The 25976-nt window shown below is 69.7% G+C and carries 22 protein-coding genes; 10 read left to right on the forward strand and 12 right to left on the reverse strand.

What is annotated here, in order from left to right:
* Window positions 1-137: 137 nt before the first annotated feature.
* Window positions 138-1430, reverse strand: coding sequence for a M18 family aminopeptidase (locus ACIBK3_RS26125; RefSeq protein WP_399369278.1), 1293 nt, complete (start codon window positions 1428-1430; stop codon window positions 138-140).
* Window positions 1431-1526: 96 nt separating this feature from the next.
* The gene (locus ACIBK3_RS26130; protein ID WP_399369994.1) at window positions 1527-3353 is read right to left on the reverse strand and encodes an acyl-CoA dehydrogenase; all 1827 of its coding nucleotides are present in this window, start codon (window positions 3351-3353) and stop codon (window positions 1527-1529) included.
* A 228-nt stretch (window positions 3354-3581) separates the two neighbouring features.
* Between ACIBK3_RS26130 and ACIBK3_RS26135 the strand changes: the two genes are divergently transcribed.
* Window positions 3582-4046, forward strand: coding sequence for an SseB family protein (locus tag ACIBK3_RS26135; protein WP_399369280.1), 465 nt, complete (start codon window positions 3582-3584; stop codon window positions 4044-4046).
* Between the two features lie 73 nt (window positions 4047-4119).
* Here ACIBK3_RS26135 and ACIBK3_RS26140 read toward each other — a convergent pair whose 3' ends face one another.
* On the reverse strand, window positions 4120-4854 hold the full coding sequence (locus tag ACIBK3_RS26140) for a TetR/AcrR family transcriptional regulator (RefSeq protein ID WP_399369282.1): 735 nt from the start codon (window positions 4852-4854) through the stop codon (window positions 4120-4122).
* Between the two features lie 135 nt (window positions 4855-4989).
* On the opposite strand from ACIBK3_RS26140, the gene ACIBK3_RS26145 reads away from it, so the two are divergent.
* Window positions 4990-6603: an MFS transporter gene (locus tag ACIBK3_RS26145; RefSeq protein ID WP_399369284.1), complete on the forward strand. Its 1614-nt coding sequence runs from the start codon at window positions 4990-4992 to the stop codon at window positions 6601-6603.
* A gap of 202 nt (window positions 6604-6805) precedes the next feature.
* Window positions 6806-7777, forward strand: a complete 972-nt coding sequence (locus tag ACIBK3_RS26150; protein ID WP_399369286.1) for a pirin family protein — start codon at window positions 6806-6808, stop codon at window positions 7775-7777.
* Between the two features lie 100 nt (window positions 7778-7877).
* Here the strand turns inward: ACIBK3_RS26150 and ACIBK3_RS26155 are convergent, their stop codons facing one another.
* A complete protein-coding gene (locus ACIBK3_RS26155) occupies window positions 7878-8270 on the reverse strand; it encodes a helix-turn-helix domain-containing protein (protein ID WP_399369288.1) in 393 nt (130 codons plus the stop codon).
* 237 nt (window positions 8271-8507) lie between these two features.
* Here ACIBK3_RS26155 and ACIBK3_RS26160 point away from each other — a divergent pair, with 237 nt between their 5' ends.
* Complete coding sequence (locus ACIBK3_RS26160) at window positions 8508-9587, forward strand: AI-2E family transporter (protein ID WP_399369290.1); 1080 nt, start codon at window positions 8508-8510, stop codon at window positions 9585-9587.
* On the opposite strand, the gene ACIBK3_RS26165 is transcribed toward ACIBK3_RS26160, so the two are convergent.
* Window positions 9584-11731 (reverse strand): SpoIIE family protein phosphatase, encoded by a 2148-nt coding sequence (locus ACIBK3_RS26165; RefSeq protein WP_399369292.1) that lies wholly within the window; start codon window positions 11729-11731, stop codon window positions 9584-9586. The genes ACIBK3_RS26160 and ACIBK3_RS26165 overlap by 4 nt on opposite strands.
* A 256-nt stretch (window positions 11732-11987) precedes the next feature.
* Between ACIBK3_RS26165 and aspS the strand changes: the two genes are divergently transcribed.
* Window positions 11988-13751, forward strand: coding sequence for an aspartate--tRNA ligase (gene aspS / locus ACIBK3_RS26170; protein ID WP_399369294.1), 1764 nt, complete (start codon window positions 11988-11990; stop codon window positions 13749-13751).
* A gap of 128 nt (window positions 13752-13879) precedes the next feature.
* The gene (locus tag ACIBK3_RS26175; RefSeq protein WP_399369296.1) at window positions 13880-14836 is read left to right on the forward strand and encodes an intradiol ring-cleavage dioxygenase; all 957 of its coding nucleotides are present in this window, start codon (window positions 13880-13882) and stop codon (window positions 14834-14836) included.
* Between the two features lie 303 nt (window positions 14837-15139).
* Here the strand turns inward: ACIBK3_RS26175 and ACIBK3_RS26180 are convergent, their stop codons facing one another.
* The 3 genes from ACIBK3_RS26180 to ACIBK3_RS26190 form a co-directional block, all read right to left on the reverse strand.
* A complete protein-coding gene (locus ACIBK3_RS26180; RefSeq protein ID WP_399369298.1) occupies window positions 15140-16576 on the reverse strand; it encodes an FG-GAP repeat protein in 1437 nt (478 codons plus the stop codon).
* A gap of 169 nt (window positions 16577-16745) precedes the next feature.
* On the reverse strand, window positions 16746-17111 hold the full coding sequence (locus ACIBK3_RS26185; RefSeq protein WP_030665591.1) for a PH domain-containing protein: 366 nt from the start codon (window positions 17109-17111) through the stop codon (window positions 16746-16748).
* Window positions 17112-17198: 87 nt separating this feature from the next.
* On the reverse strand, window positions 17199-18659 hold the full coding sequence (locus ACIBK3_RS26190; RefSeq protein WP_399369300.1) for an FG-GAP-like repeat-containing protein: 1461 nt from the start codon (window positions 18657-18659) through the stop codon (window positions 17199-17201).
* A 198-nt stretch (window positions 18660-18857) separates the two neighbouring features.
* On the opposite strand from ACIBK3_RS26190, the gene ACIBK3_RS26195 reads away from it, so the two are divergent.
* Both ACIBK3_RS26195 and ACIBK3_RS26200 read left to right on the forward strand, forming a co-directional pair.
* Window positions 18858-20204 (forward strand): polysaccharide lyase family 1 protein, encoded by a 1347-nt coding sequence (locus ACIBK3_RS26195; protein ID WP_399369302.1) that lies wholly within the window; start codon window positions 18858-18860, stop codon window positions 20202-20204.
* 254 nt (window positions 20205-20458) lie between these two features.
* Complete coding sequence (locus tag ACIBK3_RS26200) at window positions 20459-21346, forward strand: TIGR03619 family F420-dependent LLM class oxidoreductase (RefSeq protein ID WP_399369304.1); 888 nt, start codon at window positions 20459-20461, stop codon at window positions 21344-21346.
* A gap of 277 nt (window positions 21347-21623) precedes the next feature.
* Here the strand turns inward: ACIBK3_RS26200 and ACIBK3_RS26205 are convergent, their stop codons facing one another.
* The 3 genes from ACIBK3_RS26205 to ACIBK3_RS26215 all read right to left on the reverse strand — a co-directional run bounded on the left by ACIBK3_RS26205 (window position 21624) and on the right by ACIBK3_RS26215 (window position 23657).
* Window positions 21624-22436 carry a hypothetical protein gene (locus ACIBK3_RS26205; RefSeq protein WP_399369306.1) on the reverse strand — a complete coding sequence of 271 codons (813 nt, stop codon included), beginning with the start codon at window positions 22434-22436 and terminating at the stop codon, window positions 21624-21626.
* Between the two features lie 15 nt (window positions 22437-22451).
* Window positions 22452-22985, reverse strand: a complete 534-nt coding sequence (locus ACIBK3_RS26210) for an RNA polymerase sigma factor (protein WP_399369308.1) — start codon at window positions 22983-22985, stop codon at window positions 22452-22454.
* A gap of 234 nt (window positions 22986-23219) precedes the next feature.
* Entirely contained in the window at window positions 23220-23657 is a 438-nt protein-coding gene (locus ACIBK3_RS26215; protein ID WP_399369310.1) for a hypothetical protein, read from the reverse strand.
* Between ACIBK3_RS26215 and ACIBK3_RS26220 the strand changes: the two genes are divergently transcribed.
* A complete protein-coding gene (locus tag ACIBK3_RS26220; RefSeq protein ID WP_399369312.1) occupies window positions 23647-24159 on the forward strand; it encodes a DUF5753 domain-containing protein in 513 nt (170 codons plus the stop codon). The genes ACIBK3_RS26215 and ACIBK3_RS26220 overlap by 11 nt on opposite strands.
* 2 nt (window positions 24160-24161) lie before the next feature.
* Window positions 24162-24335, forward strand: coding sequence for a DUF397 domain-containing protein (locus tag ACIBK3_RS26225; RefSeq protein ID WP_399369314.1), 174 nt, complete (start codon window positions 24162-24164; stop codon window positions 24333-24335).
* A gap of 36 nt (window positions 24336-24371) precedes the next feature.
* Here the strand turns inward: ACIBK3_RS26225 and metG are convergent, their stop codons facing one another.
* Entirely contained in the window at window positions 24372-25976 is a 1605-nt protein-coding gene (metG, locus tag ACIBK3_RS26230) for a methionine--tRNA ligase (protein WP_399369316.1), read from the reverse strand.

The raw sequence follows: 25976 nt of genomic DNA on the forward strand, positions 1-25976 counted from the left end.
GCCCTCAGGCCGTGTCAGCCGTCAGGCCGCGTCAGCCCTCAGGCCGCGTCAACCCTCAGGCCGCGTCAGCCGTCAAGCTGTGTCAGCCGTCAAGCTGTGTCAACCCCCCGCCGCGCCGATCCCGTTCCGGAACGCCGCTATCCCCGCAGGAACGCCACCAGAGCGTTGGCGAGCAGGTGCGGGTCGTCCGCGCCGCACAACTCCCGGGCGCTGTGCATCGACAGGATCGCCACGCCGATGTCGACCGTCTGGATGCCGTGCCGGGCCGCGGTGATCGGGCCGATCGTCGTCCCGCAGGGCATCGAGTTGTTGGACACGAAGGACTGGAAGGGCACGTCCGCCTTCTCGCAGGCGGCGGCGAACACCGCTCGGCCCGAACCGTCCGTGGCGTAGCGGTTGTTGACGTTGACCTTGAGGATCGGGCCGCCGTTGACCCGCGGGTGGTGCGTCGGGTCGTGCCGCTCCGCGTAGTTGGGGTGGACGGCGTGACCGGTGTCGGAGGACAGACAGATGGTGCCCGCGAAGGCACGCGCCCGGTCCTCGTACGCCCCTCCGCGCGCGAACACCGACCGCTCCAGCACCCCGCCGAGCAGCGGCCCGTCCGCGCCGGTGTCCGACTGCGACCCGTTCTCCTCGTGGTCGAAGGCGGCCAGTACGGGGATGTAGGGCAGGTCAGCGCCGCAGACCGCCGTCAGTGCCGTCACCCCCGCGTGCACCGACAGCAGGTTGTCCATGCGCGGTCCGGCGACGAGTTCGTTGTCACGGCCCAGGTAGGCCGGCGGCTCCACGGAGTGCGTCATCAGGTCCCAGCCGGTCACCTCGCCCGCGCCGAGTCCGCTCTCCTGGGCCAGGAAGGAGATCAGGTCACCGTCGCGCACGTCGTTGCCCAGGCCCCAGATCGGCTGCAGATGCCGCTGCTTGTCCAGCTTGAGGCCCTCCGCCGACACGGAACGGTCGAGGTGGATGGCGAGTTGGGGCACCCGCAGCAGCGGCCGGTCGACGTTCACCAGCCGCGTCGAGCCGTCCCGCAGCGACAGCCGTCCCGCCAGGCCGAGGTCGCGGTCCAGCCACGAGTTGAGCAGCGGTCCGCCGTAGATCTCCACGGCCACCTGCCGCCAGCCGTGCGCCCCGGTGTCGGGCCGCGGCTTGATCCGCAGGTTGGGGGAGTCGGTGTGGGCGCCGACGATCCGGAACGGCGTGTGCGGCGCGGCGCCCTCGGGGACGTACCAGGCCACGATCGCCCCGCCTCGCAGTACGTACTTGCCACCGCTCGTCCCGTCCCAGGCGTCCGTCTCCGCGACCTGTCGGAAACCGGCCTTTTCCAGCCGCGCGGCGACGTTCGCCACCGCGTGGTACGGCGACGGGCTCGCGGCCAGGAAGGACATCAGGTCATCGGTGAGTCCGCGGTCGAAGCGGGAGGGTGCGCTCATGGGTTCACCTTAACGACGGACGAAGACCCGCTCCCCATAGCTGGAAGCGGGCCTTCGTATCGGCTGTGCTGTGGAGGTGGGCGGTGTTCGGAACGCCTAGAAGGCGGCCTCGTCCAGCTCCATCAGGTCCAGCTCGACACCCTCGGCGACCTTGCGGGCCAGGGTCACGCCGGGCAGGACGTTGGCCGCGAAGAACTTCGCCGCGGTGATCTTGCCGGTGTAGAACGCCTTGTCCTTGGCGGAGGCGGTCTCCAGCTTCTCGGCGGCGATCGCGGCGCCCTTCAGCAGCAGATAGCCGACGACGACGTCACCGGAGGCCATCAGCAGACGGGTGGTGTTCAGGCCGACCTTGTAGATGTTCTTGACATCCTGCTCGGTGGCCGCGAGGTCGGTCAGCATCAGACCGACCAGGGCCTCCAGCTCGACGGCGGCCTTGGCGAGGTGCTCGCGGGCGCCGGCCAGCTCCTCGCCGCCGGTGCCGAGCGCCAGGAACTTCTTGATGTCCTCGGCGAGGGAGTTGAGGGCCGCGCCCTGGTTGCGGACGATCTTCCGGAAGAAGAAGTCCTGGCCCTGGATCGCCGTGGTGCCCTCGTACAGGGTGTCGATCTTGGAGTCCCGGATGTACTGCTCGATCGGGTACTCCTGGAGGAATCCGGAGCCGCCGAAGGTCTGCAGGGACTGGGCGAGCAGCTCGTACGCCTTCTCGGAGCCGTAGCCCTTCACGATCGGCAGGAGCAGGTCGTTGAGGGCGTTCTCGGTGGAGGCGTCCTCGCCGTTCGCCTCCTTGACCTGGATCTCGTCCTGGACGGCCGCGGTGTACATCACCAGGGCGCGCATGCCCTCCGCGTACGCCTTCTGAGTGATCAGCGAGCGACGTACGTCGGGGTGGTGGGTGATGGTGACCTTGGGCGCGGTCTTGTCCATGAAGTTGGCCAGGTCCGGCCCCTGGACGCGCTCCTTGGCGTACTCCAGCGCGTTCAGGTAGCCCGTCGACAGCGTGGAGATCGCCTTCGTGCCGACCATCATGCGGGCGAACTCGATGATGCGGAACATCTGGCGGATGCCGTCGTGCTTGTCGCCGATCAGCCAGCCCTTGGCGGGGTGGCGGTCGCCGAAGGTCATCTCGCAGGTGTTGGAGGCCTTCAGGCCCATCTTGTGCTCGACGTTGGTGGCGTAGACGCCGTTGCGCTCGCCCAGCTCGCCGGTCTCGAAGTCGAAGAGGTACTTGGGCACGAGGAAGAGGGAGAGCCCCTTGGTGCCGGGACCGGCACCCTCCGGCCGCGCCAGCACGTAGTGGAGGATGTTCTCCGACATGTCGTGCTCACCGGACGTGATGAACCGCTTCACGCCCTCGATGTGCCAGGAGCCGTCCTCCTGCTGGACGGCCTTGGTGCGGCCGGCGCCGACGTCCGAGCCGGCGTCCGGCTCGGTGAGCACCATGGTGGAACCCCACTGCTTCTCGACGGCGATGCTCGCGATGTGCTTCTGCACGTCGTTGCCCTCGTCGAAGAGGATGCCCGCGAAGGCCGGGCCGGAGGAATACATCCACACGGCCGGGTTGGCGCCGAGGATCAGTTCCGCGTACGCCCAGATCAGGGAGCGGGGCGCGGTGGTGCCGCCGATCTCCTCGGGCAGGCCGAGGCGCCAGTACTCCGAGTCCATGAAGGCCTGGTAGCTCTTCCTGAAGGACGCGGGTACCGGTGCGGTGTTGGTCTCCGGGTCGAAGACCGGCGGGTTGCGGTCGGCATCGGCGAAGGACTCCGCCAGCTCGTTCTCCGAGAGCCGGGTCAGCTCCTCGAGAATGCTCTTGGCGGTGTCCGTGTCCATCTCCGCGAACGGACCGGTCCCGTACAGCTTGTCGCGCCCGAGGACCTCGAAGAGGTTGAACTCGATGTCGCGGAGATTCGACTTGTAGTGCCCCATGGCGACGGCTCCGTAGCGGATCGGCGAGGCACGAACTCCTCGCACCTAGTTCACGTGATGCACGTGGTTTCACGTACCAACAAGTAGCTCCCGATGATGCTACCCGTCGGTAATAAGAAGCAACCCCCATGGGTCATCTGTGACGGGGCACACCGGCATCGTCCGGACCGGGCGGCGATTACCGTGCTGCATCCCGCGCGCCCGGCCGCTCTCGGTACTCTTGCGCCCATGTACGGCTACGACCAGAACGTCGGCGCTCAGCAGCAGTACGCCCCGCCGCAGCAGCCCATGTCCGGCGGCTACGGGCAGCAGCAGCCGCTGTACCCGGAGCCGTCCCCGCCCTCGCTCGCCGACGCGGTGCGCGCCTTCACCACCGGGCAGATCACCGCCGAGGACTTCCAGCAAGTCTTCGCGACGTCCAAGGTGTACTGCCCGCGCGGCGACAACCCCGGCTTCCTCGCCCTGCACAACACCCAGCAGCCGGTGATCCCCATGTTCACCTCGCTCAAGGAACTGCGGCGGTACGCGGGCAAGGAGTCCAAGTACTTCGTGATCACCGGCGCCGAGGTGATCGACCTGCTCCCGACCGGCTACGGCTTCGTCCTCGACATGGAGGGCGAGCACCGGATGGTGTTCGACGCGAAGGCCGTCGAGCAGATGGTCGAGTTCGCGATGCGCCGGATGTACGGCTAGACCGCCAGGTGTACGGCTGGACGGTCCCCCGGCCCCCCCGGCCCCCCGGTTACCCAGCCACCCAGCCACCCGGTCACCCGGTCACCCGTAGGGCCAGCCCGTCGAGGACGACTTCGAGGCCGTAGGCGAATTTCTGCTCCCGCAGCCCCGCCGGGTCCGCGGCCGCGGCGGTGATGTCCTCGCGGGGACCGGCGGGCAGGCCGGGACCGGCGGCGCTCTCCTGGGCGGCCGGCAGCAGGCGGGCGACGAAGTCCGCCTCGCTCGCGCCGGAGCGGGCCACGGTGCTCAGCCAGGCCGCCTCGGTGGTGCTCATCCCGATGACGTACGACAGGACGGTGTCCATCGCCCCTGACGGCTCGGCCAGGCCCGCCTCCGTGAACAGGCCGGCCAGCCGCTCGGAGAAGGACATCAGGTGCGGGCCGAGGTAGACGAGGCCCACCTGGCCGAGGACCGAGGGCAGCCAGGGGTGCCGTAGCGCCGCCGCGCGGAAGGAGCGGGCGGCCTCGGTGACGGCGGCCCGCCAGTCCCCGCTCCCGGCGGACGGTACGTGGAGCTCGGCGGCGACCTCGTCGACCGCGAGCTCCAGCAGCTCGTCCTTGGTGGCCACGTGCCGGTAGAGCGAGGCCGCGCCGGCGTTCAGGCGGGCCCCCAGCTTGCGCATGCTCAACGCCTCGATGCCCTCGGCGTCCAGCATGGCGATCGCCTCCCGGACGATCGTGGTGCGGCTGAGGGACGGCTGGTCCGACGCGGGCCGGGGACGGGCCCACACGGACGGGATCGGGTTCTGCTGTGTCGCCTTGGCTGCCACGGCTCGGCTCTCCTCCGCTGCGTACATCGTTCGCGCCGAGCGTACAGTGATTGAGGCTTGCGAACACTGTTCCACGATGCGTACAGTGTTCGCGTCGAACGAACGGCGTTCGCACCGGGTTGGAAGGAAACCGCTATGGAAGCCGGCACGGAAGCCCGCGCCCCACGTCGTTGGTGGATCCTCGTCGTGCTCTGCCTGAGCACGCTGGTCCTGGTGGTCGACAGCATGGCCCTGACCGTCGCGGTACCCGCGATGACCGAGGACATCGGGGCGAGCGCCCAGGACACCCAGTGGATCCTCGACTCCTACATCCTGGTCTTCGCGGGCCTGCTGCTCACCTCCGGCAGCCTGGGGGACCGCTTCGGCCGGCGGAAGGTGATGCTGATCGGGCTGCTGGTGTTCGGGGCGGCCTCGCTGGCCGCGTCCTTCTGCACCAGTCCCGGCGAGGTGATCGCCGTACGCGTCGCGATGGGGGTCGGCGGAGCGCTGATCATGCCCTCCACCCTCTCGATCCTCATCACCGTCTTCGACGAGGAGGAACGCGGCCGGGCGATGGCGGCCTGGAGCTCGGTGTCCATGCTCGGGCTGGTCGGCAGCCCCGTCCTGGGCGGCGTACTGATCGACCACTTCTCCTGGCAGGCGATCTTCTTCGTCAACGTGCCCGTCGTCGCAGTCGCCCTGCTCGCCGGGGTGACCCTGATGCCCGAGTCGAAGGCGCCCTGGCAGAAGGCGGACCCGCTGGGCGCGGTGCTGTCGGCGGCCGGGATGACGGCCCTGGTCTGGTGGATCATCGAGCTCCCGCAGCACGGTGCCTTCGGCGGGCGCTCGTCGATCACACTGGCGGTGGCGGTCGTGTCCCTGGCCGGCTTCGTGATCTGGGAGAACGTCACCAAGACCCCGATGGTCCCGCTGGTCCTCTTCAAGCACCGCAACTTCAGCGGCGGTTCGCTGTCCCTCGCCCTGGTCCAGATCGGCAACGGCGGTCTGCTGCTGGTCCTCACCCAGTACCTGCAGTTCGTGCTCGGCTACTCAGCCGTCGAGGCGGGCCTGGCGTTCCTGCCGCTGGCGGTGGCCGCGCTGCTCGGCAACGGGGTGGGCGTCAAGCTGGCCGCGGCCCACGGCAACCGGTACGTCATCCTCGCCGGGATGCTGGTGATGGTCGCCTGCTTCGCCCTGCTGACCACGGTGGACGCCGACTCCGGCTTCACGGTCCCGGCGATCGCCCTCGGGCTGCTCGGCCTCGGCGCGGGGCTTGCGATGCCGGCCGCGGTGGGCGCGCTGATGGCCACCATCCCCGCGGACAAGGCGGGCGTCGGCTCGGCTCTGAACGACACCATCCAGCAGGCCGGTACGGCCCTGGGCATCGCGATCCTCGGCTCGCTGCTGTCGAGCGGCTTCGCCGCCGAGATGCCGGCGGGGGCGCCGGAGGAGGCCAGGCACTCGATCGGCGGGGCGCTGACGGTCGCGAACGGTGACCGCGGTCTGGTCCGGGCGGCCCGGGAGGCGTTCACCGCCTCGATGTCGACGACCTTCACGGTCAGCGCGATCGGGGTGCTGGTGGCGGCGGTGCTGGCGACGCTGGTGATGCGGGACGGCAAGCGTGGGTCGGGCGACGGGGCGGAGGTCGCTGGCCGGCCGGAGGGGCAGCCAGATGTGCAGCCGCAGGTGAGGTCGGAGGTGCACCCGGATGCGAAGCCGGACGCGAAGTCGGACGCGAAGTCGGTCGACGAGGCCGGGTTGATCGTCTGAGCCTGGTTGAGTGGTGGTCGGAGGCCGGTGCCCCGTGCGGGGCACCGGCCTCCGGCGCTGTCCGCGTCTGCCGCCTTCGGTGCTTCAGCGGTGCCTCACCGGTGTCTCGCCGGGCCGGTGGGAATGCCCGCCTGGGTTTCCTCGTTAGGGGTGGCAGAAAGTTCAACGCTCAACTAAACTCGGAGCACAAGGAGGTCCCGATATGCCTGCAGTGACCGTCGAGAACCCGTTGACGCTGCCGCGAGTCGCCGCACCCGCCGACGCGGTGGCCCGTCCCGTACTCACCGTCACGACCGCGCCCAGCGGTTACGAGGGCGAGGGCTTCCCGGTGCGCCGGGCGTTCGCCGGGATCAACTACCGCCACCTGGACCCGTTCATCATGATGGACCAGATGGGAGAGGTGGAGTACGCGCCGGGAGAGCCGAAGGGCACCCCCTGGCACCCGCACCGAGGCTTCGAGACCGTCACCTACATCATCGACGGCATCTTCGACCACCAGGACAGCCAGGGCGGTGGCGGCACCATCACCAACGGCGACACCCAGTGGATGACGGCCGGCTCCGGACTGCTGCACATCGAGGCCCCGCCGGAGTCCCTGGTCATGTCCGGCGGTCTCTTCCACGGCCTGCAGCTGTGGGTGAACCTTCCGGCCAAGGACAAGATGATGGCCCCGCGCTACCAGGACATCCGCGGCGGCAACGTCCAGCTGCTGACCACCCCCGACGGCGGTGCTCTCCTGCGCGTCATCGCCGGTGAGCTGGACGGCCACGACGGCCCCGGCATCACGCATACGCCGATCACGATGATCCACGCCACCCTGGCGCCGGGCGCGGAGCTCACCCTGCCGTGGCGTGAGGACTTCAACGGCCTCGCGTACGTGCTCGCGGGCAAGGGCGCGGTGGGCGTGGAGCGGCGCCCGATCAAGCTGGGCCAGACCGCCGTCTTCGGTGCGGGTTCCTCCCTGACCGTCCGCGCGGACGAGAAGCAGGACTCCCACACCCCGGACCTCGAGGTCGTCCTCCTGGGCGGACAGCCGATCCGTGAGCCGATGGCCCACTACGGCCCGTTCGTGATGAACACGCGTGACGAACTCCAGCAGGCGTTCGACGACTTCCAGAAGGGGCGGCTGGGGACGATCCCCGCCGTGCACGGAATGACCGAAGGTGGCCTGTAGGGGCTGAGAAGGCCGATACGGTACGACGAGGCCCGAAGCCGCAAGCTTGGATTGCGGCTTCGGGCCTGTTCTGTCGGGCGGCGTTACGGCAGCGGCGGCGTTACGGCAGCACGTAGATGGGCGCTCCGTCGGCGGCGCAGCCCGTCTGCCGCATGCAGCCGCGCTTCAGCAGCGTGCGGAGGCAGTCGTGGACGCGGGCGACGGAGAGCCCCGTACGAGTGGCGATCTCCTCCATGCGGTAACTGGCCTCCCCCTGAACGAGCGCAGGCGCCAGGTACGCGGCCACGGCGTGGATGTCCTCGGTGAAGACGAGGTTCTTCGCCTTCCAGGTGGCGAGGAGTTGCTGGGGCGTCAGATTCGGTTCCGGGCGGTGGCGCCTGAGGGACCGGGCGATGTCCTGGAGCGCCTCGGCGATCGTTTCTTGACCGCGGCCGATCGCGCTCTGACTGCGGGCGATCGTCTGAGGTTGACCAGGTTCATGTCTCGTCGCCACTCGCGACCTGCGGGGATGCCGAGAGTGTGCTTCTGGAGCACAGTCTCGGCACGGCCTCTTCTGCTCGTACGCCGAGCATCACCTCCGCCTTGGAAAGTAGGCACAAGTGGGTGCAACTTACGTCCAGCGCAAGGACGTTCATCCGAAAGTGGGCAGACGTATCGATCCTGCACCCCGACGCCCCCGTTCGGCCGCCCCACCGCGACACCTCCACCTGACATATGGCCAGATGGGAGGGTGCCCGCACCGCAACCGCTCCTTCCCGAGCCCGTCCGGCGGCTCGGTGCGTGGTGTGCTGTCCTGCTGCTCGTCGCAGGGGTCCTCTACGTCGGGATCCGGCTCTGTGCGGAGTTCCGTACCGCCGTCGTGCCCGTGCTGCTCGCGTTGCTCGGGACCGCGTTGCTCGGGCCCTTTCACCGGCGGCTGGTGAAGGCCGGGGTCAATCGGTCTCTCGCGGCCGGGCTCACCTGTGTCGCGGTGGTCGCCGTCGTCGGTGGGGCCGTGTACATCGTGGTGGCCGCGCTCATCGACACGGGAGACGAGATCCTCGCCTCCCTCAAGGACGCGGCGCAGGGGCTCGCCGATCACTTCGGGTCGGCCGGGAACTCGTTGGACGACCTGGCCTCCAACGCGAGGAAACTGCTCGGCAAGTTCGGGGGGACCGCCGCCTCGGGTTTGATCAGCGGGGTCAGTGTCGTCGGCGAGACGATCGCGATGGCCGTGCTCGCCCTGCTGCTCGTCTTCTTCTTTCTGCGGGACTCCGACCGGGCCGCCGAGACCCTGCGGTCCGTCGCCCCGCGTGCGAGCGGTGACCTCGTCGAGGCCATGGCGCGGCGGGCCTTCGAGGCTGTCGAGGGATTCATGCGGGGGACCACACTCATCGCCCTCATCGACGCCACCTGCATCACCGTGGGGCTGCTCGTGCTGCGTGTACCGGGGGCCGTGGGGCTGGGTGCGCTGGTCTTCGTCGGCGCGTACATCCCCTACCTCGGGGCCTTCCTCTCCGGCGCCGTCGCCGTGCTGGTCGCGCTCGCCGACCGGGGGTTCGTGATCGCGCTGTGGGTGCTCGGGGTGGTGCTCGCGGTGCAGGTGCTGGAGGGGCATGTGCTGCAGCCGTTGATCCAGAGCCGGACCGTGCAGATGCATCCCGCGGTGGTGATGGTCGCCATCACGGCCGGGGCGTCCGTCGCCGGTGTGCTGGGGATGCTGCTCGCTGTGCCGCTGACCGCCGCCGCCTTCGGGATCCTGCACGAACTGCGGGGCCGTTGTTCGGGGACGGCGCAGTCTCCCCGTCCACCGCCTCGCAGCGCCGGCTAGTCCACCGCCTCGTACAGCTCGAACCAGATGCTCTTGCCCTCGCCCCGCGGATCCACCCCCCAGACGTCCGCGAGCATTTCGATCAGCATCAGGCCGCGGCCCGAGGAGGCGAGTTCGCCGGGCCTGCGCCTGTGCGGGAGGTCGTCGCTGGTGTCGGTGACCTCCACGCGCATCCGGCGTCCGCCGGGACCGGTGAGTCCGCCGCGCACCTCGGCCAGGAGCAGCGCGTCGGCGTCGGTGTGGACGAGGACGTTGGTCAGCATCTCGGACAGCAGCAGGACCGCCGAGTCGACCTGGTCCGGGGACCTCCAGTCGTGCAGCAGCTCCCTCAGCTGCTGCCGGGCCACCGCCACGCGTTCCGGTTCCGCCTGGGCCACCGACAGCATCGTGCGGCGGACCGTCGGCCGTATGACCACGGGGTCGCCGGAGCCGTGGTCCTCGCCCTGCCGGCTGAGCAGGAGTACGGCTATGTCGTCCTCGCGGCGGTCGGCCAGGGGGCCGGTGGTGTGGTGGGAGGTGGGGCCGTGCACGGCCTGGACCAGGGCGTCGGCGAGTTCCTCGAGGTCGCCTTCGTGGTCCTCGAGGATCGCGCGGATGCGTTTCCAGCCGGTCTCCATGTCGTGGCCGCCGGTCTCGATCAGGCCGTCGGTGCACATCAGCAGGGTCTCGCCGGGTTCCAGGGTGATCCGGGTGGTGGGGTAGTCGGCGTCCGGGTCGATGCCCAGCGGGAGTCCGCCGGCCGTGGGGCGGGTGAGGACCGTGCCGTCCGCCATCCGGATCGCCGGGTCGGGGTGGCCGGCGCGGGCGATGTCCAGAATGCCGGTGGTGGGGTCGGCCTCCACGTAGAGGCAGGTCGCGAAGCGGAGGTCGGCGGCATCCGGGTCGCCGTAGGTCATGCCGTGCAGAAAGCGGGACGCGCGGGAGAGGACGGCGTCGGGGCGGTGGCCCTCCGAGGCGTAGGCCCTGAGCGCGATCCGGAGCTGGCCCATCAGACCCGCCGCCCGCACGTCGTGGCCCTGGACGTCGCCGATGACCAGGGCGAAGCGGCCTTCCCCGGGCTCCGTCCGCGAGGTGCCCCCGGGCAGGGGGATCATGTCGTACCAGTCGCCGCCGACCTGGAGGCCGCCGCCGGTGGGGACGTAGCGCGCGGCGAGGCTCATGCCCGGTATCTGAGGGCCGAGGGTGGGGAGCATGGAGCGCTGGAGGCCGTCCGTGAGCTCCCGTTCCGACTCGGCGATGCCTGCCCGGGACAGGGCCTGCGCGAGCATGCGGGCCACCGTCGTCAGGACCGAGCGCTCGTCCGGGGTGAAGGCCACGGGGTAGGCGAAGGCCGCCATCCACGCGCCCATCGTGCGGCCGGCGACCGTCAGCGGCAGGAACGCCCAGGACTGGCGGCCGAAGCGCTCGGCGAGCGGCCAGGTGACGGGGTAGCGGGACTTGTAGTCCTCGGGGGAGGACAGGTAGACCGCGCGGCCGGTGCGGACCACCTCGGCGGCCGGGTAGTCCGTGGCGAGGGCCATCTGCAGAAAGGGGCTCTCGTCGCCGGGCTGGTGGCCGTGGTGGCCGATGATCGTCAGGCGGTCGCCCTCCAGACCGAAGACGGCCAGACCGTCCGGGGAGAAGCCCGGCATGGACAGACCGGCCGCGACCCGCAGGACCTCCGTCGTGGACCGGGCCTCGGCCAGCGCGCGGCCCGCGTCCAGCAGGAACGCCTCGCGGGAGCGGCGCCAGTCGCCGGTGATCGGGCTGCGCGCGGCGGCGCCCGGAGGCGGCTCGGTGACCTCCTGGAAGGTGCCGATCAGCTCGAAATCCCCGGTGGCGGGGTCGATGATCGGCTTGGAGCGGCTGCGGATCGTACGGATGACATGGCCGTGCTCGTCCATGACTCGCAGCCGGGCCTCGGCGAGGGTTCCCTCGGCGACGGCGAGCTGGACGATGCCGTCGATCTCGTTCCAGTCGACGGGGTGGAAGCGGGCGCGGATCCCGGCCTCCGTGAGAGTCGCCGGCTCGGCGGGCATGTCGACCAGCCGGGCGGCCTCGGCGTCCAGCATGACGAGCCCCGCAGTGTTGTCCCAACGCCACAGACCGGTCGCGAGGGCGGCGAGAACCTGCCCCACGGCGGGCAGGGGCTCACCAGTGCGCATTGACCTACTTTATGAAGACGAGGACGGAGAGTGCCACCGATCACCGAGATCGCCGGTTCTCAATGACCGATCACCGGCGCGTGATGGATGACTGATCACTCCCGTGTCGGACGACGGATCGCTCCCGTGACGGATGACTGATCGCTGGCCCTTAATGGTGGGGAGCCCGGCGTGGGGTGGCCGGTACGCTGGGGAGGGTTTCACGTGAAACAACGCGTGGAACAGACCCCGATCTGCGAAGGCTGGATGAACGACGATGCATCGGTACAGGTCCCACACCTGCGGCGAGCTCCGCGCCTCTGACGTCGGCACCGACGTCCGGCTGAGTGGCTGGCTGCACAATCGGCGCGACCTGGGCGGCATCCTCTTCATCGATCTGCGCGACCACTACGGCATCACGCAGCTCGTCGCCCGTCCCGGCACGCCCGCGTACGAGGCCCTCGACAAGCTGACCAAGGAGTCGACGGTCCGCGTCGACGGCAAGGTCGTCTCCCGGGGCACCGAGAACGTGAACCCGGACCTGCCCACCGGTGAGGTCGAGGTCGAGGTCGGAGAGGTCGAGCTGCTCGGCGCCGCCCAGCCGCTCCCCTTCACCATCAACACCGAGGACGGCGTCAACGAGGAGCGGCGCCTGGAGTACCGCTTCCTGGACCTGCGCCGCGAGCGCATGCACCGCAACATCATGCTGCGTACGGCGGTCATCTCGGCGATCCGGCACAAGATGGTCACGCTCGGCTTCAACGAGATGGCCACGCCGATCCTGACGGCGACCTCCCCGGAGGGCGCCCGTGACTTCGTCGTCCCGTCCCGCATCCACGCGGGCAAGTTCTACGCACTCCCGCAGGCCCCGCAGCAGTTCAAGCAGCTGCTGATGATCTCCGGCTTCGACCGCTACTTCCAGATCGCGCCCTGCTTCCGCGACGAGGACGCCCGCGCCGACCGTTCGCCGGGCGAGTTCTACCAGCTCGACGTCGAGATGAGTTTCGTCGAGCAGGAGGACGTCTTCCAGCCGATCGAGCAGCTCATGACCGAGCTGTTCGAGGAGTTCGGGGGCGGCCGTCACGTCACTTCGCCCTTCCCGCGGATCCCGTTCCGTGAGGCGATGCTGAAGTACGGCTCGGACAAGCCGGACCTGCGCGCCAAGCTGGAACTCGTCGACATCACCGACGTCTTCGAGGGCTCCGAGTTCAAGGCCTTCGCCGGCAAGCACGTGCGCGCGCTGGCCGTGCCGGACGTCTCGTCTCAGCCCCGCAAGTTCTTCGACCAGCTCGGTGACTACGCCGTCTCGCAGGGCGCCAAGGGCCTGGCCTGGGTCCGTGTCGCCGAGGACGGCTCCCTCTCCGGCCCGATCGCGAAGTTCCTCACCGAGGGGAACGTCGCCGAGCTGACCAAGCGGCTGTCCCTGGCCGCCGGTCACGCGGTGTTCTTCGGTGCGGGCGAGTTCGACGAGGTCTCGAAGATCATGGGCGCGGTGCGGGTCGAGGCCGCCAAGCGTGCCGGGCACTTCGAGGAGAACGTCTTCCGGTTCTGCTGGATCGTCGACTTCCCGATGTTCGAGAAGGACGAGGAGACCGGGAAGATCGACTTCTCGCACAACCCGTTCTCGATGCCGCAGGGCGGTATGGAGGCCCTGGAGGGCCAGGACCCGCTCGACATCCTGGCCTGGCAGTACGACATCGTCTGCAACGGCGTCGAGCTGTCCTCCGGCGCGATCCGGAACCACGAGCCGGACATCATGCTCAAGGCGTTCGGGATCGCGGGTTACGACGAGGAGACCGTCGAGCGCGAGTTCGCCGGCATGCTCCGCGCGTTCCGCTTCGGCGCCCCGCCGCACGGCGGCATCGCCCCCGGCGTCGACCGCATCGTGATGCTGCTGGCCGACGAGCCCAACATCCGCGAGACGATCGCCTTCCCGCTCAACGGCAACGCCCAGGACCTGATGATGGGCGCGCCGACGGAGCTGGACGAGACCCGGCTGAGGGAACTGCACCTGACGGTGCGCAAGCCGCAGCCGAAGTAGCCGTGCAGCCGTAGTCCTTGCTGAAGAGGCCCGAAAGCGACGTCGGTTTCGGGCCTTTTCGCATGGGCTCGGAAAACCACAGGTCTCTCCCAGGTCCTGGACAGGCTTCTTACCTAACTTTCCGGCTCATGACGGAAAACGAGAAGGCCCATGGGCCCGAGCACGAGCAGGACCTGACGCGTCGCAAGGTCATCATGGCGGGCGGCGCCGTGATGGCGGCGGTGGGTGTCGGCGGTGGACTCGCCATGACGGCGTCCGCGAGCGAGTCGACGGCGACCACCGGGCCGTCGGGCACGGCGTCGAGTACGTCGAGTGCGGCGGAGACGTGCTACCAGCTCACCTCGGAGACCACCGAAGGCCCCTACTACATCGACGCCGACAAGCTCCGCCAGGACATCACCGAGAACAAGGAGGGCATCCCGCTCACCCTCACCCTCAAGGTGATCGACTCCGACACCTGCAAGCCGATCAGGAACGCGGCCGTCGACATCTGGCACTGCGACGCGCTGGGCATCTACTCGGGGTACGAGAGCCTGTCGACCGGAGGCGGAGGCGGAGGCGGAGGCGGAGGCGGTACGCCCCCGACTGGCGCCCCCTCGGGCACGCCCACCGGCACTCCGACAGGTGAGCCGCCGTCGGGTCCGCCCGGCGGGACCGGCGGTGGAGGGCATGAGGAGCCCACCGACGACGAGCGCTATCTGCGGGGCACCTGGCGCACCGACAAACAGGGCCGGGTCACCTTCAGGACGATCTTCCCGGGCTGGTACCGGGGCCGTACCGTCCACATCCACACCAAGGTCCATGTGGACGGCAAGTGGACCGACGCCGGCTACGAGGGCGGGCACACCTGCCACACCGGGCAGTTCTTCTTCGACGAGGAGTCCGTGCTGGCCTCCGCCGAGGTGGAGCCGTACTCAACCAGCACCACCGAGCGCACCACGCTCACCGAGGACCACATCTATGACCAGAGCGGCATCGCGGGCGGTCTCCTCAAGCTGAAGTACGACAAGAAGCACATTGCCAAGGGCGTCCTCGGCTCCATCACGATGGGCGTCGCGCCGGACGAGACGCACGACGGCACCTGATCGTCGTCCGGATCGAGGATCGTCGACCGGGTCGGTGGGTGGTGTGCAGTGGTCTGTATGCGTTCTATGCCCAGCACTTCCTGCTCGGCGTCGCGGAGGCGGGCTTCTTCCCCGGTGTGCTCCTCTACTTCACCCTTGAGGTAGCCGAAGAGGGTGGGCGACGGGGGCTCCGGGGTGGCGGTCCGCGCGACCCCGGAGCCGGGCGCGCGGCCGGTCGTCTCCTGAACACTGGAAACACTGGAAGGCGCCCGGGGCGACCACCCCGGGCGCCCTGACCACGCAGTGACCGGACGGGGGCGACCGTCAGATGACCCAGAGCAGGCCGTTGCCGCCGAGGTACGTGCTGTCCCGTTGGGTGAGGCCGACCGAGGATGCCGTGAACAGGCGGCTGCCGGTGGCCGTGGGGCGGGAGCCGGCGCCGGGGAACATCCAGACGGCCCCGGTGTAGTTGTTCTCGCCGGGCGCGCCGACGAACAGCTCGGGCTTTCCGTCCTTGTTGATGTCACCGGCCGAGACGGTCGCGCCGAAAGAGTCGTAGGCCTCGGAGGCGCCCGGGACGCCCGCGGTGTCCTGCGAGAAGGAGTACGCGCCGGTGCCGAGCGCCCCCGAACGGCGGCCCGGGACGACGGTCACCTGGCCCGCGTCGGCCTTGGCGAGGTCCTCGTACGGTGAGCCGACCACGATGTCGCCGAGGCCGTCCCGGTTCAGGTCGGCCACGGCCAGCGCGCCGCCGAAGTTGTCGTCCTTCTCGCTGGCGCCTGGTATCCCGGCGGTGTTCTGCGTGATCTGCTCGGGCTTCGAGTCGGTCTCGATGCCGCGTTTCGAGCCGTACCAGACCAGGACGCGACCGCCCAACGTGCCGTCGACGCCCGCGACCTCGGGATCGTCGGGGTCGCCGGCCACGAGATCGGCGTACCCGTCGCCATTGAGGTCGCCGGTGGCGGCGATCAGGCCGTTGCCCTGCTGGAGTTCCTCTCCGATGGCCGGGTTCGCGTACACCTGGCCGCCGCTCAGGCCATGCAGCCGCGTGGTGACGACGGTCGGCTCGGGGACGGCGTTGCCGTCGAAGTCGCCGAGGGCGACGGACTCGGCGGAGGGAGTCTCCCGGTTGTACGTGACGGAACCGAAGGTGCCCGTCCGGCTGAACGGCCCGCTGAAGAACACGGTTCCGTCGTATCCGGCGACCGCGACACGGGTCTTCTCGCCGGGGCCGGTGCTGAGCGCGACGACATCGAGGCCGTAGTACGTGGGATCGTCGGAAGCCCTGGCCGGCGTCGGCAGGTCCGTGCCGCTGGTCAGCCCGTTCCTGCTGCCCCACAGCACCGTGACCGCACCGGCGTCGGTGCCCTTCGCGGTGTCCTCGTTCGGCGACGACACCACCAGGTCGGCGTATCCGTCCCGGTTCAGGTCGGCCGTCGCCGTGGACGCGCCGAAGCGGTCGTACGCCTCGGCCGTGCCCGGTACGCCCGCGGTGTTCTGCGTGATGGTCCTGCGCCGGGTCGCCGACAGCCCGGCGGCCGACCCGTACAGCACGACCACAGCTCCCGCCGACTCCTTGCCGGACACGTTCGCGCCCGGCGCGGGCAGCACGGCGTCGCGGTAGCCGTCACCGTTGAAGTCGCCCGGCACGGCTCCGTGCACGGCCGCCGCGGGGGAGGCGACCAGCAGCGAGGCCCCCATCAGTCCGGCGAGCAGGACGGCGGCCGGTCTCCAACCGCCCCTGGACATACCGCTGTTCATGTGAGTGAGCCCCTCTGTCTCAGACGCACCCGCGGTGCGCCGACGTCACACGCGGATTCCGAGGGCGGCCACTGACGCCCATGCCGCTCCGGTGCGTTGACCGCCGTTTCGGACCGCCCGGGCGCCACTGCCCGGGCCGTGTGGTTTCCGTGACGCGAGTTCGTGATGGCTACCTCGCCACGAACTGCGTCAGGATCGCCTGCACCTCGTAGATGTCGACGCCCTTGGTGAAGGTCTTCTCGATCGGCACCGAGTTGCCCGAGACCCAGATCTTCAGCTCGGCGTCGAGGTCGAAGGTGCCCGCGGTCTCCACGGCGAAGTGGGTGATGCTGCGGTAGGGGACGGAGTGGTACTCGACCTTCTTGCCGGTGATGCCCTGCTTGTCGACCAGGATCAGCCGGCGGTCGGTGAACAGGATGACGTCACGCACCAGTTGGTACGCGGCCTGCACCTGCTCACCGGCGCCCAGCAGCCGCGCGTAGTCCTGCTGCGCCTGGCCCGGGTCGACGGTGTGCGCGTTTCCGAACATGCCCATGTGGGTCCCCCACTCGATCGGCTCGTCTGTACTGGTGTGGCGCCGGAATCCTCTCGCGCCACCTCTTCCGGCTCTCTGTCTGCGTGCTCAGGAGCCCGACATGGCATCCCCGAACATCGGGTCGTCCCCCGACTTCCCGATGCCCACGGACCCCACACCGAAGTTCACCGCGCCGGTGGCCGTGACGCCTCCGGTGGAGCCCCGCAGGACCCACACGGCGCCGTCGTCGCTGTTCTCGCCGCCGGCGCCCACCGACAGATCGGCGCGGCCGTCCTTGTTGTGGTCGGCGAGGTGGATGGCATCGCCGAACATGTCCGACGACTCGTTGGCCCCCGGAACACCCGCGGTGCCCTGGTTGAAGGACTGGGCGCCGGTCCCCGTCAGGCCGGAGGCGCCGCCGCGCAGCACCCAGACGCTGCCGGTCTGGTCGGCGGAGCCGATGGTCTCGAAGCTCGCGCCGACGGCGAGGTCCGGGTAGCGGTCACCGTTGACGTCGCCCGCGGCGAGGGTGCCACCGAACAGGTCGTCGGACTCGTCCGCTCCCGGCACACCCGCGGTGTCCTGGCTGAAGACGGCGCTGCGCGTGGTCTCGACGCCCGCCGCACCGCCGTAGAACACGGTGACGTAGCCGCCCTTCGCCGTCTGGTCCAGGACGCCGGCGAAGTCGGTGCCGACGACCAGGTCGTCGTGCCCGTCGCGGTCGAAGTCGGCCACGGTGAGCGCGCCCGCGTACCCCGGGCCCGCCTCTGTCTGCAGCGTGGGCCCGGTCGAGGCGCCCCGGTAGACGAAGTTGCCCGCGGAGGACCCCACCACCACGTCGTCCGGCCCGTCGTTGTCGAAGTCCCCGGCGGCCAGCTGGACGGCGCCGTCGGGGTACGCGCCAGAGTCGATCCGCGTCGCGTCGAAGCGCAGCTTGCCGGCCGCGCCGCCGGACCTGGTGAAGCCGCCCTTGAAGATCCACACGTCCTTGCCGGTGGAACCGACCGCCAGATCGGCCTTCCCGTCACCGGTGAAGTCGCCGACCGCGAGGGACTGGCCGAACCGGTCGTGGCCGGACGCGTTCGGGTCGCTGATCGTCGTGCCGCCCGACAGGCCGGACGAGCCGCCCCACAGGATCGTGACCGATCCCCCGTCGACATCGCCGCTGACGTCCTCCTGCGGGGTGCCCACGACGAGATCGCCGTAGCCGTCCCTGTTGAGGTCGCCGTGCGCGAGTTCGGTGCCGAAGCGGTCGGAGGTCTCCGAGGCGCCCGGCACGCCGGAGGAACTCTGCGATGTGGTCTTGTGGCGCGCGGCGCTGATACCGCTCGACGAGCCGTAGGTGACGACCACGGCGCCCGCCTTCGCCTTCCCGCCCGCGACAGCACCCGGGGCGGCGGTCGCCAGATCGCGGTAGCCGTCACCGTTGAAGTCGTCGGCGAGACCCGACGCGGCGGCACTGGCTCCGCCGGGCAGGGCGATGAGCAGACCACCGGCCAAGGCGGCCGCGACGGCGGTGACGCCCAGGACGCCGGGACGTCGGGAGCGCTTGTGAGGGGACCGGGACATGAGTTCCTCTCCGGGGCATACGTGCGGGCGCATAGACGACCTCTGATGAGCCTGAAGAGTTGTACGCGCCGCGAGTCCCTTTGTGAAGTAACTGTGCACAGAGGGGCGGGAGATGTGATCGAGGCGGCAACCCTTCCCGATCCTGCGGTCACTGACGGGATGACAGTACGTTCCACCCACCCGTAAGGATCTCCCCCCGTGGCCATCCGCTCCCACCGCCGGTCCCTCCGCAAGCGGCGCACCCTCGTCGTGTCCACAGCCGCCGTCGCGACCGCCGGCCTCGGCGTTTCGTTATTCGTGATGAACGCGAACGCGGGAACCGTCGACCTGTTCCACCAGACGCTCGCCGCGAAGGACGGCTGGGCCTCCTCCGGCACCGGCACCACCGGCGGTACGAAGGCAGACACCGCGCACACCTTCACCGTCAGCACGCGCGCACAGCTGGTGAAGGCGCTGGGCTCGGCCTCCGACACCACCCCGCGGATCATCAAGGTCACGGGCACGATCGACGCCAACACCGACGACTCGGGCAAGAAGCTGACGTGCGCGGACTACGCGGCGGGCACCGGCTACTCGCTGTCCGCCTACCTGAAGGCGTTCGACCCCGCCACCTACGGCCGGTCCAAGCTGCCCTCCGGCACGCAGGAGACGGCCCGCGCCGCGGCCCAGGCCAAGCAGGCGAAGAACGTCGTCTTCAAGGTGCCGGCCAACACGACGATCGTGGGCGCCCCCGGCACCAAGGCGGGCATCTTGGGCGGCATGCTCCAGATCCAGAACGTGGACAACGTCATCGTCCGCAACCTGACCTTCGCCGCGACCGAGGACTGCTTCCCGCAGTGGGACCCGACCGACGGCGACGACGGCAACTGGAACTCCAACTACGACTCCGTCACCCTGCGCGGCGCGACCCACGTCTGGGCGGACCACAACACGTTCACCGACGCGCCCCACTTCGACAGCGCCAACCCGAAGTACTACGGCCGCGAGTACCAGATCCACGACGGCGCTCTCGACATCACCAAGGGCTCCGACCTGGTGACCGTCTCCCGCAACCAGTTCACCAACCACGACAAGACGATGCTGATCGGCAGCAGCGACACCGACAGCGTCGGCAAGCTGCGGGTCTCCATCCACCACAACGTGTGGAAGGGCATCGTGCAGCGCGCGCCGCTGGCCCGGATCGGCCAGATCCACATCTACAACAACGTCTACGACGTCACGACCGTCAACGGCTACGCCCCGCAGTACAGCATCAACTCCCGCGCCAAGGCACAGGTCGTCGCCGAGAACAACCACTGGACGGTGCCGTCCGGCGGCAAGGTCGCCAAGCTGCTCAGCGGCGACGGTACGGGGTCGGTCGCGGGCGGCGGCAACCTGGTCAACGGCACGACGACGGACCTGGTGGCCGCGTACAACGCCGCGAACTCCAAGAAGCTGAAGACGACCGTCAACTGGACGCCGACGCTCACGGCGGGCCTGGAGACGTCGGCGAAGAACCTGCCGGTGTCGCTGGGGACGTCGACGGGGGCCGGGACCCTCTCCTAGCGGGGCGGGGGGCCCGGGAGGTGTCCCGGGCCCCGTGCGGCGACATCGTGTGGCGGGGCCCGGCTCTGCCGGGACGGCTCGTACGCCCGGCGGTCGATCGCCGTGGGCCTGTACGCGTCGCCCAGATACGTCGTGATGGGTGATCTGCTGCATCCTTGGATGAAATATGGGCTGTGCGGGGGTGGTTGGGTGTGACGACAGGGAGGTCGGGTGATCGCCGTGTCGACAGTGGACTGCCACCGGAAGGCAAACTCATGCCCCTGCTGCGCCTCGGCGTCTCCCTTCAGCCGCGCTGGCCGCTCGACGACGGAGCCAGCGTGCTCCGTGCCGCACGCCAGGCCGAAGATTTGGGCTTCGATCATGTTGCGGTCGGCAACCGCCTCCTGGACAGCGGTTTCGGCCTCGACACCGACCCGATTGTTCTGCTGGCGGCCGTCGCAGGGGCGACGACGCGCCTGCGGCTGCTGACGTCCGTACTCGTCGCTCCGTACTATCCCGCGCTGGTGCTCGCCAACCAGGCGGCCACCCTGGACGTCGTATCCGGAGGCCGCTTGATCCTGGGCGTCGGCACCGGCTGGAACCCTGACGAGTTCACCGCCGTCGGCGTACCCGCCCGTGAACGCGGGGCACGCACCGACGACCACCTCGCCGCCGCCAAGGCACTCTGGACCCGACGCCCCGCAGACTTCGACGGGCCGTACACGACACTGCACGAGGCGCGCTTGGGAGTGCCTCCGGTCACCGCCGGCGGTCCGCCCGTGTGGGTCGGCGGGCACAGCGACGCCGCCCTGCGCCGTGTGCTGCGGTTCGGCGACGGCTGGTACGGCACCGGCGCCGACGCCGCGGAGGTCAGCGACATCCGGCGACGCCTGCATGACCTCGCCGGCGACACGGGGAACGCTGACCGCCTGACGCTCGCTTCAGCCGCCTTCCTGACTCCGCCCGGCATTCCCGAGGTGGTTTCGCCACCGGGACGACCACTCGGCGGTGCTGCGCCCACCGCGGCGAGCGTCGCCGACGACCTCGGGCGGCTCGCCGAGGCAGGACTCACCGCCTGCACCCTCTGGCTGCCTGTCGCGGCTGAGCACGTCGGAAAGGCCATGGAGTGGGTCGCAGACGAGGTCGCCCCACGCCTCACCTGATGCCGTGGCTGGGGAGGCCGCCGGGTTGATCAAGCTGCCGTGCCGAGGGGGCGTCCGCCCCAGCGGATGCCCTTCTCGCCGCGGATCCGGGCGCGTTCGCGCCGTTGGGCGGTGAGGTCGTCACGGTGCGGGCGTTGCCATTGACGGGGTGCCGCCTTCGCCTGACAGCGGCACCTCCTGGACGTCGACGTCCGCGCGGATGCGGTGGGGGCGGGCCGCAGCGCCGGGCGTAGAGGACGTCCCGTGTACGCAGGTGAGGGCGCGTACGCCCGCGGTCTCAGTTCCTGTCGGTCAGCGACTTCGCGGTGACCGTATGGGTCGACCCGTCCGTGAAGGTGACGGTGAATGTGCCGGTGAGCAGACCCTCCGGCTGGCCGTCGGGCCACCAAGCGGTCCAGCGGCCGCCCTGGAGCGTGGCCTGGGCTGTCTTGCCGTGATCGTTCACCACGACCTTCTTGACGTCCGTGCCGGCCGTGCCGACCACGTAGTTGAACTCCTCGTCGCCGTTCCCCCGGGCCCCGTAGTTGTCCAGGGCGATCCCGCGGGCGGGCAGCGCGCCCACCGGGGAGATGGTCATGGCGACCCCCGAGCCGTCCGAACCGGCCAGGCAGTAAGCCGCTTGGCCCGACCGTGTGATGACCATGGAGGCCACGTCGCCACGGATGTCGGCGTTGCTGACCTGCGGGGTGCCGGTGCCGGTGCCGATGACGGTGGCCATGCGCTTCGTCGAGTCCAGGCAGTGGCGGGCGGCGCCGGAGCCCTTGCCCTGGGCGGTGTTCAGTCCCTTGGGCGTACCCGTCCAACTGGCCAGTTCCGCCGCGGACAACGGTCCGGCGCCACCCGTGCCGGGCTGACCGCCGGTCACGGCGCTGAAGGCCCCGCCGACCGCGAGCGCACCAGCCAGGGTGAAGCCCACCCGGCGCACGAGCGGGCGGCGGAAGGCAGCGCCGGCACGGCGCGCGGGCCGTCCGGTGTCGTCGAGAATCCGCCTGAGCAGCGTCTCCTCGCGGTCGGTCTCGGCGGCAGTCGGCTCGGTGCGGGGAGCGGCGTCGAGTTCGGCGAGGCGGGAGAGCAGGTCGTTGTCGTTCATGTGAGGGGTCTCCTGTCAGTGGGAGGTGGCGAGGGCGGGTGAGGCGGCGGCCGAGGTGCCGAGCAGACCGGCCAGCCGGCGCCTGGCCCGGGTCAGACGCATGGCGTAGGCGGCCCGGGTGCAGCCGAGAACCGCCGCCGCGTCCTTCGTGGAGAGCTCCTCCCAGATGTGCAGGGCGAGAACCTCCTGATCGGCGGCGGCCAGGGAGCGCCAGGCGGCGGCCAGGTCCATCCTGCTGTCCACGAAGGCGGCCGGATCGACCGTCACAGCGCGCGCACCGCCCTCTCCGGCCTCCTGGATGCGCACCGCGAGCGCGGAGTACCGGCGCATGCCCCGGTTCGCGTTCAGCATCACCTTGCGGGCCGTGCCGAACAGCCACGGCCGAGGCTCCTTGGGAAGGTCCCGCCGTCGGCGCCACGCGGTGAGGAAGGTCTCTGCGACGATGTCGTCGACATTCATCGGGTGGGCACGCCGGCGCACGAACCGGAGCACGTCCTCGTAGTGAGCCCGGTACACGTCCGTGAACTGGGCCTCGGTATCGATGGGCATGGCTTCCTTCCGTTGCGTCTGCCCTTACGTGTCCGCTTCGGCCACAGGTGCAACAGGCTCCATGGCGGGAAGTTCGACCAAGCCCTCTCAAGGCCTCACCTGCGCAGCACCGACGGCACGCGGTTCCCCAACAGGCAAGAGGAAGGGGCCCGGGAATTCTCCCGGGCCCCTTCTCCCGGGGCGCACAGCTCTACGTGCCGTTCGCCTGTTCCGCGACGAACATCTCCTCGCGGTTCAGGCGGTGGTCCGGTCGGGGGAGTCTCCCGCGTCCTCGGCGAAGAGGTCGTGGACACACTCCGCGTGCGGGGTCCGGTCCAACCACCGGTTGAGGACGTCCAGGTCGGTGCAGTTGGTGATGCGGTTCCGGGCGTCCTCCGGGACGGAGATGCCGCGCCCCTCCAGGAAACGAAGGATGGCCTTGGCCTCGCCCCTGGCTTCGCCCTTGGCCTCGCCTTTGGCTTCGCCTTTGGCTTCGCCTTCGAGGTACGTCTCCTCCAGGAGGGTGCCCCGGCCGGGGAAGTAGTTGGTGAAACCCATCAGCTTTCTCCATGTCTGTCGGGCCGGAGTGTCTCCCAGGCCGATTTCCACCAGGCCGCCGAAGTACTGGGCGGTCTCCGGGTCCGTTGTCCGCAGGGCGCCGGCCAGTGCCTCAAGTGCCTGGGTGATCTCCACTGCGCACGTGCCGGGGCTGCTGCAGACCGAGGCGTACGCCCGGGCCGTGTTCGCCTACATGGTTCCGGAGCTGCCCGCGAGCGAGCTGGAGCCGAGGGTCGCGCACCGGATGCACCGACGCGTCGCCGTCGAACGGGACGACGCGGTCGAGTACGAGGCGGTCGTCCATGAGGGAGTGCTGCGGACACGCGTGGCCGACCGGCAGACAGCGCGAGCCCAACTGGAGGAAATTCTCCGTCAGTCCGAGCGCCCGAACGTCGCGGTCCGGGTGATCCCCTTCGACGTGGACGGCTTCGCCGGGGCCAATACTTCCATGCTGTACGCGGGTGGCCCCGTGCCACAGCTGGACACAGCCAAACGGGATGCCCCGCACGGCGGACCCTTCTTGGATGCTGCGTCCCAACTGGCCAGGTTTCGAACGCTGTTCCGTAAGGTGGAGTCGGCCTCGCTCGACCCGGCGCGGTCGCGGGACTTCATCCACGGCCTGGCGAAGGAGCTGTGAGCGTGATCCAGTGGCAGAAGTCGTCCTTCTCCGGGGGTGGCGACGGTGACGAGTGTGTCGAACTCGCCTGCGGAGAGTCTTCGTTGCTCCTCCGCGAGAGCGACGACCCGACCCGAATACTCCCCGTCACCCGTGACGCTCTGGTCGCGCTTTTGAAGTCGGTCAAGGAGAAGTAAGCAGCTTGCGGTGGGCGAGGCGGGGTGTCCGTCCCGTCAGGCCGTCGGCTTCTCCTCCAGGCGGGGGAAGAGCACCGCGCCCTTGGTGACCGTGGAGCCGGCCGGCAGCTTGCCCCAGTCGGCCGCCTCCTGGACCCGCTGGTCGGCCAGGGCGCCCAGGGACGCCTCCGCGCCGAGGGAGTCCCAGAGTTTCTGCGAGGTCTCCGGCATCACCGGGTTGAGGAGTACGGCCACCGCGCGGAGGGACTCCGCGGCCGTGTAGAGAATCGTCGCCAGGCGGGCCCGAGCCTCGGGCGAGTCGTCCTTGGCGACCTTCCACGGTTCCTGTTCCGTGAGGTAGCCGTTGACCTGCTTGACGAAGTCGAAGACGGCCAGGATGCCGCCCTGGAAGTCGAGGGCGTCGCCGATGCGGTGGTCGGACTCCGTGACCGCCTTCATCAGGCCCTCCCGGATGGCCTGCTCCGCCTCGCCGTCCGCCGTCGCCTCCGGCAGGGTGCCGTCGAAGTACCTGCCGACCATCGCCGCCACGCGGGAAGCCAGGTTGCCGTAGTCGTTGGCCAGTTCGCTGGTGTAGCGGGCGGTGAAGTCCTCCCACGAGAAGGAGCCGTCCTGGCCGAAGGCGATGGCGCGCAGGAAGTACCAGCGGTAGGCGTCGACGCCGAAGTGGGAGGTGAGGTCCTGCGGCTTGATGCCGGTGAGGTTGGACTTGGACATCTTCTCGCCGCCGACCAACAGCCAGCCGTTCGCGGCGACCTTGCCGGGGAGGGGAAGGCCCTGCGCCATGAGCATCGCCGGCCAGATCACCGCGTGGAAGCGGAGGATGTCCTTGCCGACCAGGTGGACGTCGGCCGGGAAGGCGGCCTCGAACTTCTCCTGGTTCTCGTTGTAGCCGACCGCTGTCGCGTAGTTGAGCAGCGCGTCGAACCACACGTAGATCACGTGCTGCGGGTCCCAGGGGACCTGTACGCCCCAGGCGAAGGTCGAGCGGGAGATGGAGAGGTCGCGCAGGCCCTGGCGGACGAAGTTCACGACCTCGTTGCGCGCCGACTCGGGCTGGATGAAGCCGGGGTGGGCGGCGTAGTGGGCGAGGAGCCTGTCGCCGTATTCGCTCAGCTTGAAGAAGTAGTTCTCCTCGCTGAGGATCTCGACCGGCCTGCGGTGGATCGCGCAGAGTTTCTGGCCCGCGAACTCACCCTCGCCGTCGATGAGTTCACCGGGGAGCTTGTACTCCTCGCAGTGCACGCAGTACGGGCCCTCGTAGCCGCCCTTGTAGATGTCGCCCTTGTCGTGCAAGCCCTGGACGAACTCCTGGACGCGGTCCGTGTGGCGTTTTTGGGTGGTGCGGAGGAAGTCGTCGTTGGAGATCTCCAGGTGTTCCCACAGGGGCCGCCAGGACTCGTCGACGAGCTTGTCCGCCCACTCCTGCGGGGGCACCCCGTTGGCCTCGGCGGCGCGCAGGACCTTCTGGCCGTGCTCGTCCGTGCCGGTGAGGAACCAGACCCGCTCACCGCGCTGGCGGTGCCAGCGGGCGAGCACGTCCGCGGCGACGGTCGTGTAGGCGTGGCCCAGGTGAGGGGCGTCGTTGACGTAGTAGATCGGCGTCGTGACGTAGTACGCCTTCACGTCGTCCATGTCGTCCAT

Source organism: Streptomyces sp. NPDC050287 (genome assembly GCF_044459385.1).
Taxonomy (GTDB): domain Bacteria; phylum Actinomycetota; class Actinomycetes; order Streptomycetales; family Streptomycetaceae; genus Streptomyces.

Bases quoted from the DNA above. Each gene is read 5' to 3' on its own strand.
- ACIBK3_RS26125 (WP_399369278.1), bottom strand. From the start codon at position 1,430: ATGAGCGCACCCTCCCGCTTCGACCGCGGACTCACCGATGACCTGATG.
- ACIBK3_RS26130 (WP_399369994.1), bottom strand. From the start codon at position 3,353: ATGGGGCACTACAAGTCGAATCTCCGCGACATCGAGTTCAACCTCTTC.
- ACIBK3_RS26135 (WP_399369280.1), top strand. From the start codon at position 3,582: ATGTACGGCTACGACCAGAACGTCGGCGCTCAGCAGCAGTACGCCCCG.
- ACIBK3_RS26145 (WP_399369284.1), top strand. From the start codon at position 4,990: ATGGAAGCCGGCACGGAAGCCCGCGCCCCACGTCGTTGGTGGATCCTC.
- ACIBK3_RS26150 (WP_399369286.1), top strand. From the start codon at position 6,806: ATGCCTGCAGTGACCGTCGAGAACCCGTTGACGCTGCCGCGAGTCGCC.
- ACIBK3_RS26165 (WP_399369292.1), bottom strand. From the start codon at position 11,731: ATGCGCACTGGTGAGCCCCTGCCCGCCGTGGGGCAGGTTCTCGCCGCC.
- aspS (WP_399369294.1), top strand. From the start codon at position 11,988: ATGCATCGGTACAGGTCCCACACCTGCGGCGAGCTCCGCGCCTCTGAC.
- ACIBK3_RS26175 (WP_399369296.1), top strand. From the start codon at position 13,880: ATGACGGAAAACGAGAAGGCCCATGGGCCCGAGCACGAGCAGGACCTG.
- ACIBK3_RS26180 (WP_399369298.1), bottom strand. From the start codon at position 16,576: ATGAACAGCGGTATGTCCAGGGGCGGTTGGAGACCGGCCGCCGTCCTG.
- ACIBK3_RS26185 (WP_030665591.1), bottom strand. From the start codon at position 17,111: ATGGGCATGTTCGGAAACGCGCACACCGTCGACCCGGGCCAGGCGCAG.
- ACIBK3_RS26190 (WP_399369300.1), bottom strand. From the start codon at position 18,659: ATGTCCCGGTCCCCTCACAAGCGCTCCCGACGTCCCGGCGTCCTGGGC.
- ACIBK3_RS26200 (WP_399369304.1), top strand. From the start codon at position 20,459: ATGCCCCTGCTGCGCCTCGGCGTCTCCCTTCAGCCGCGCTGGCCGCTC.
- ACIBK3_RS26205 (WP_399369306.1), bottom strand. From the start codon at position 22,436: ATGAACGACAACGACCTGCTCTCCCGCCTCGCCGAACTCGACGCCGCT.
- ACIBK3_RS26210 (WP_399369308.1), bottom strand. From the start codon at position 22,985: ATGCCCATCGATACCGAGGCCCAGTTCACGGACGTGTACCGGGCTCAC.
- metG (WP_399369316.1), bottom strand. From the start codon at position 25,976: ATGGACGACATGGACGACGTGAAGGCGTACTACGTCACGACGCCGATC.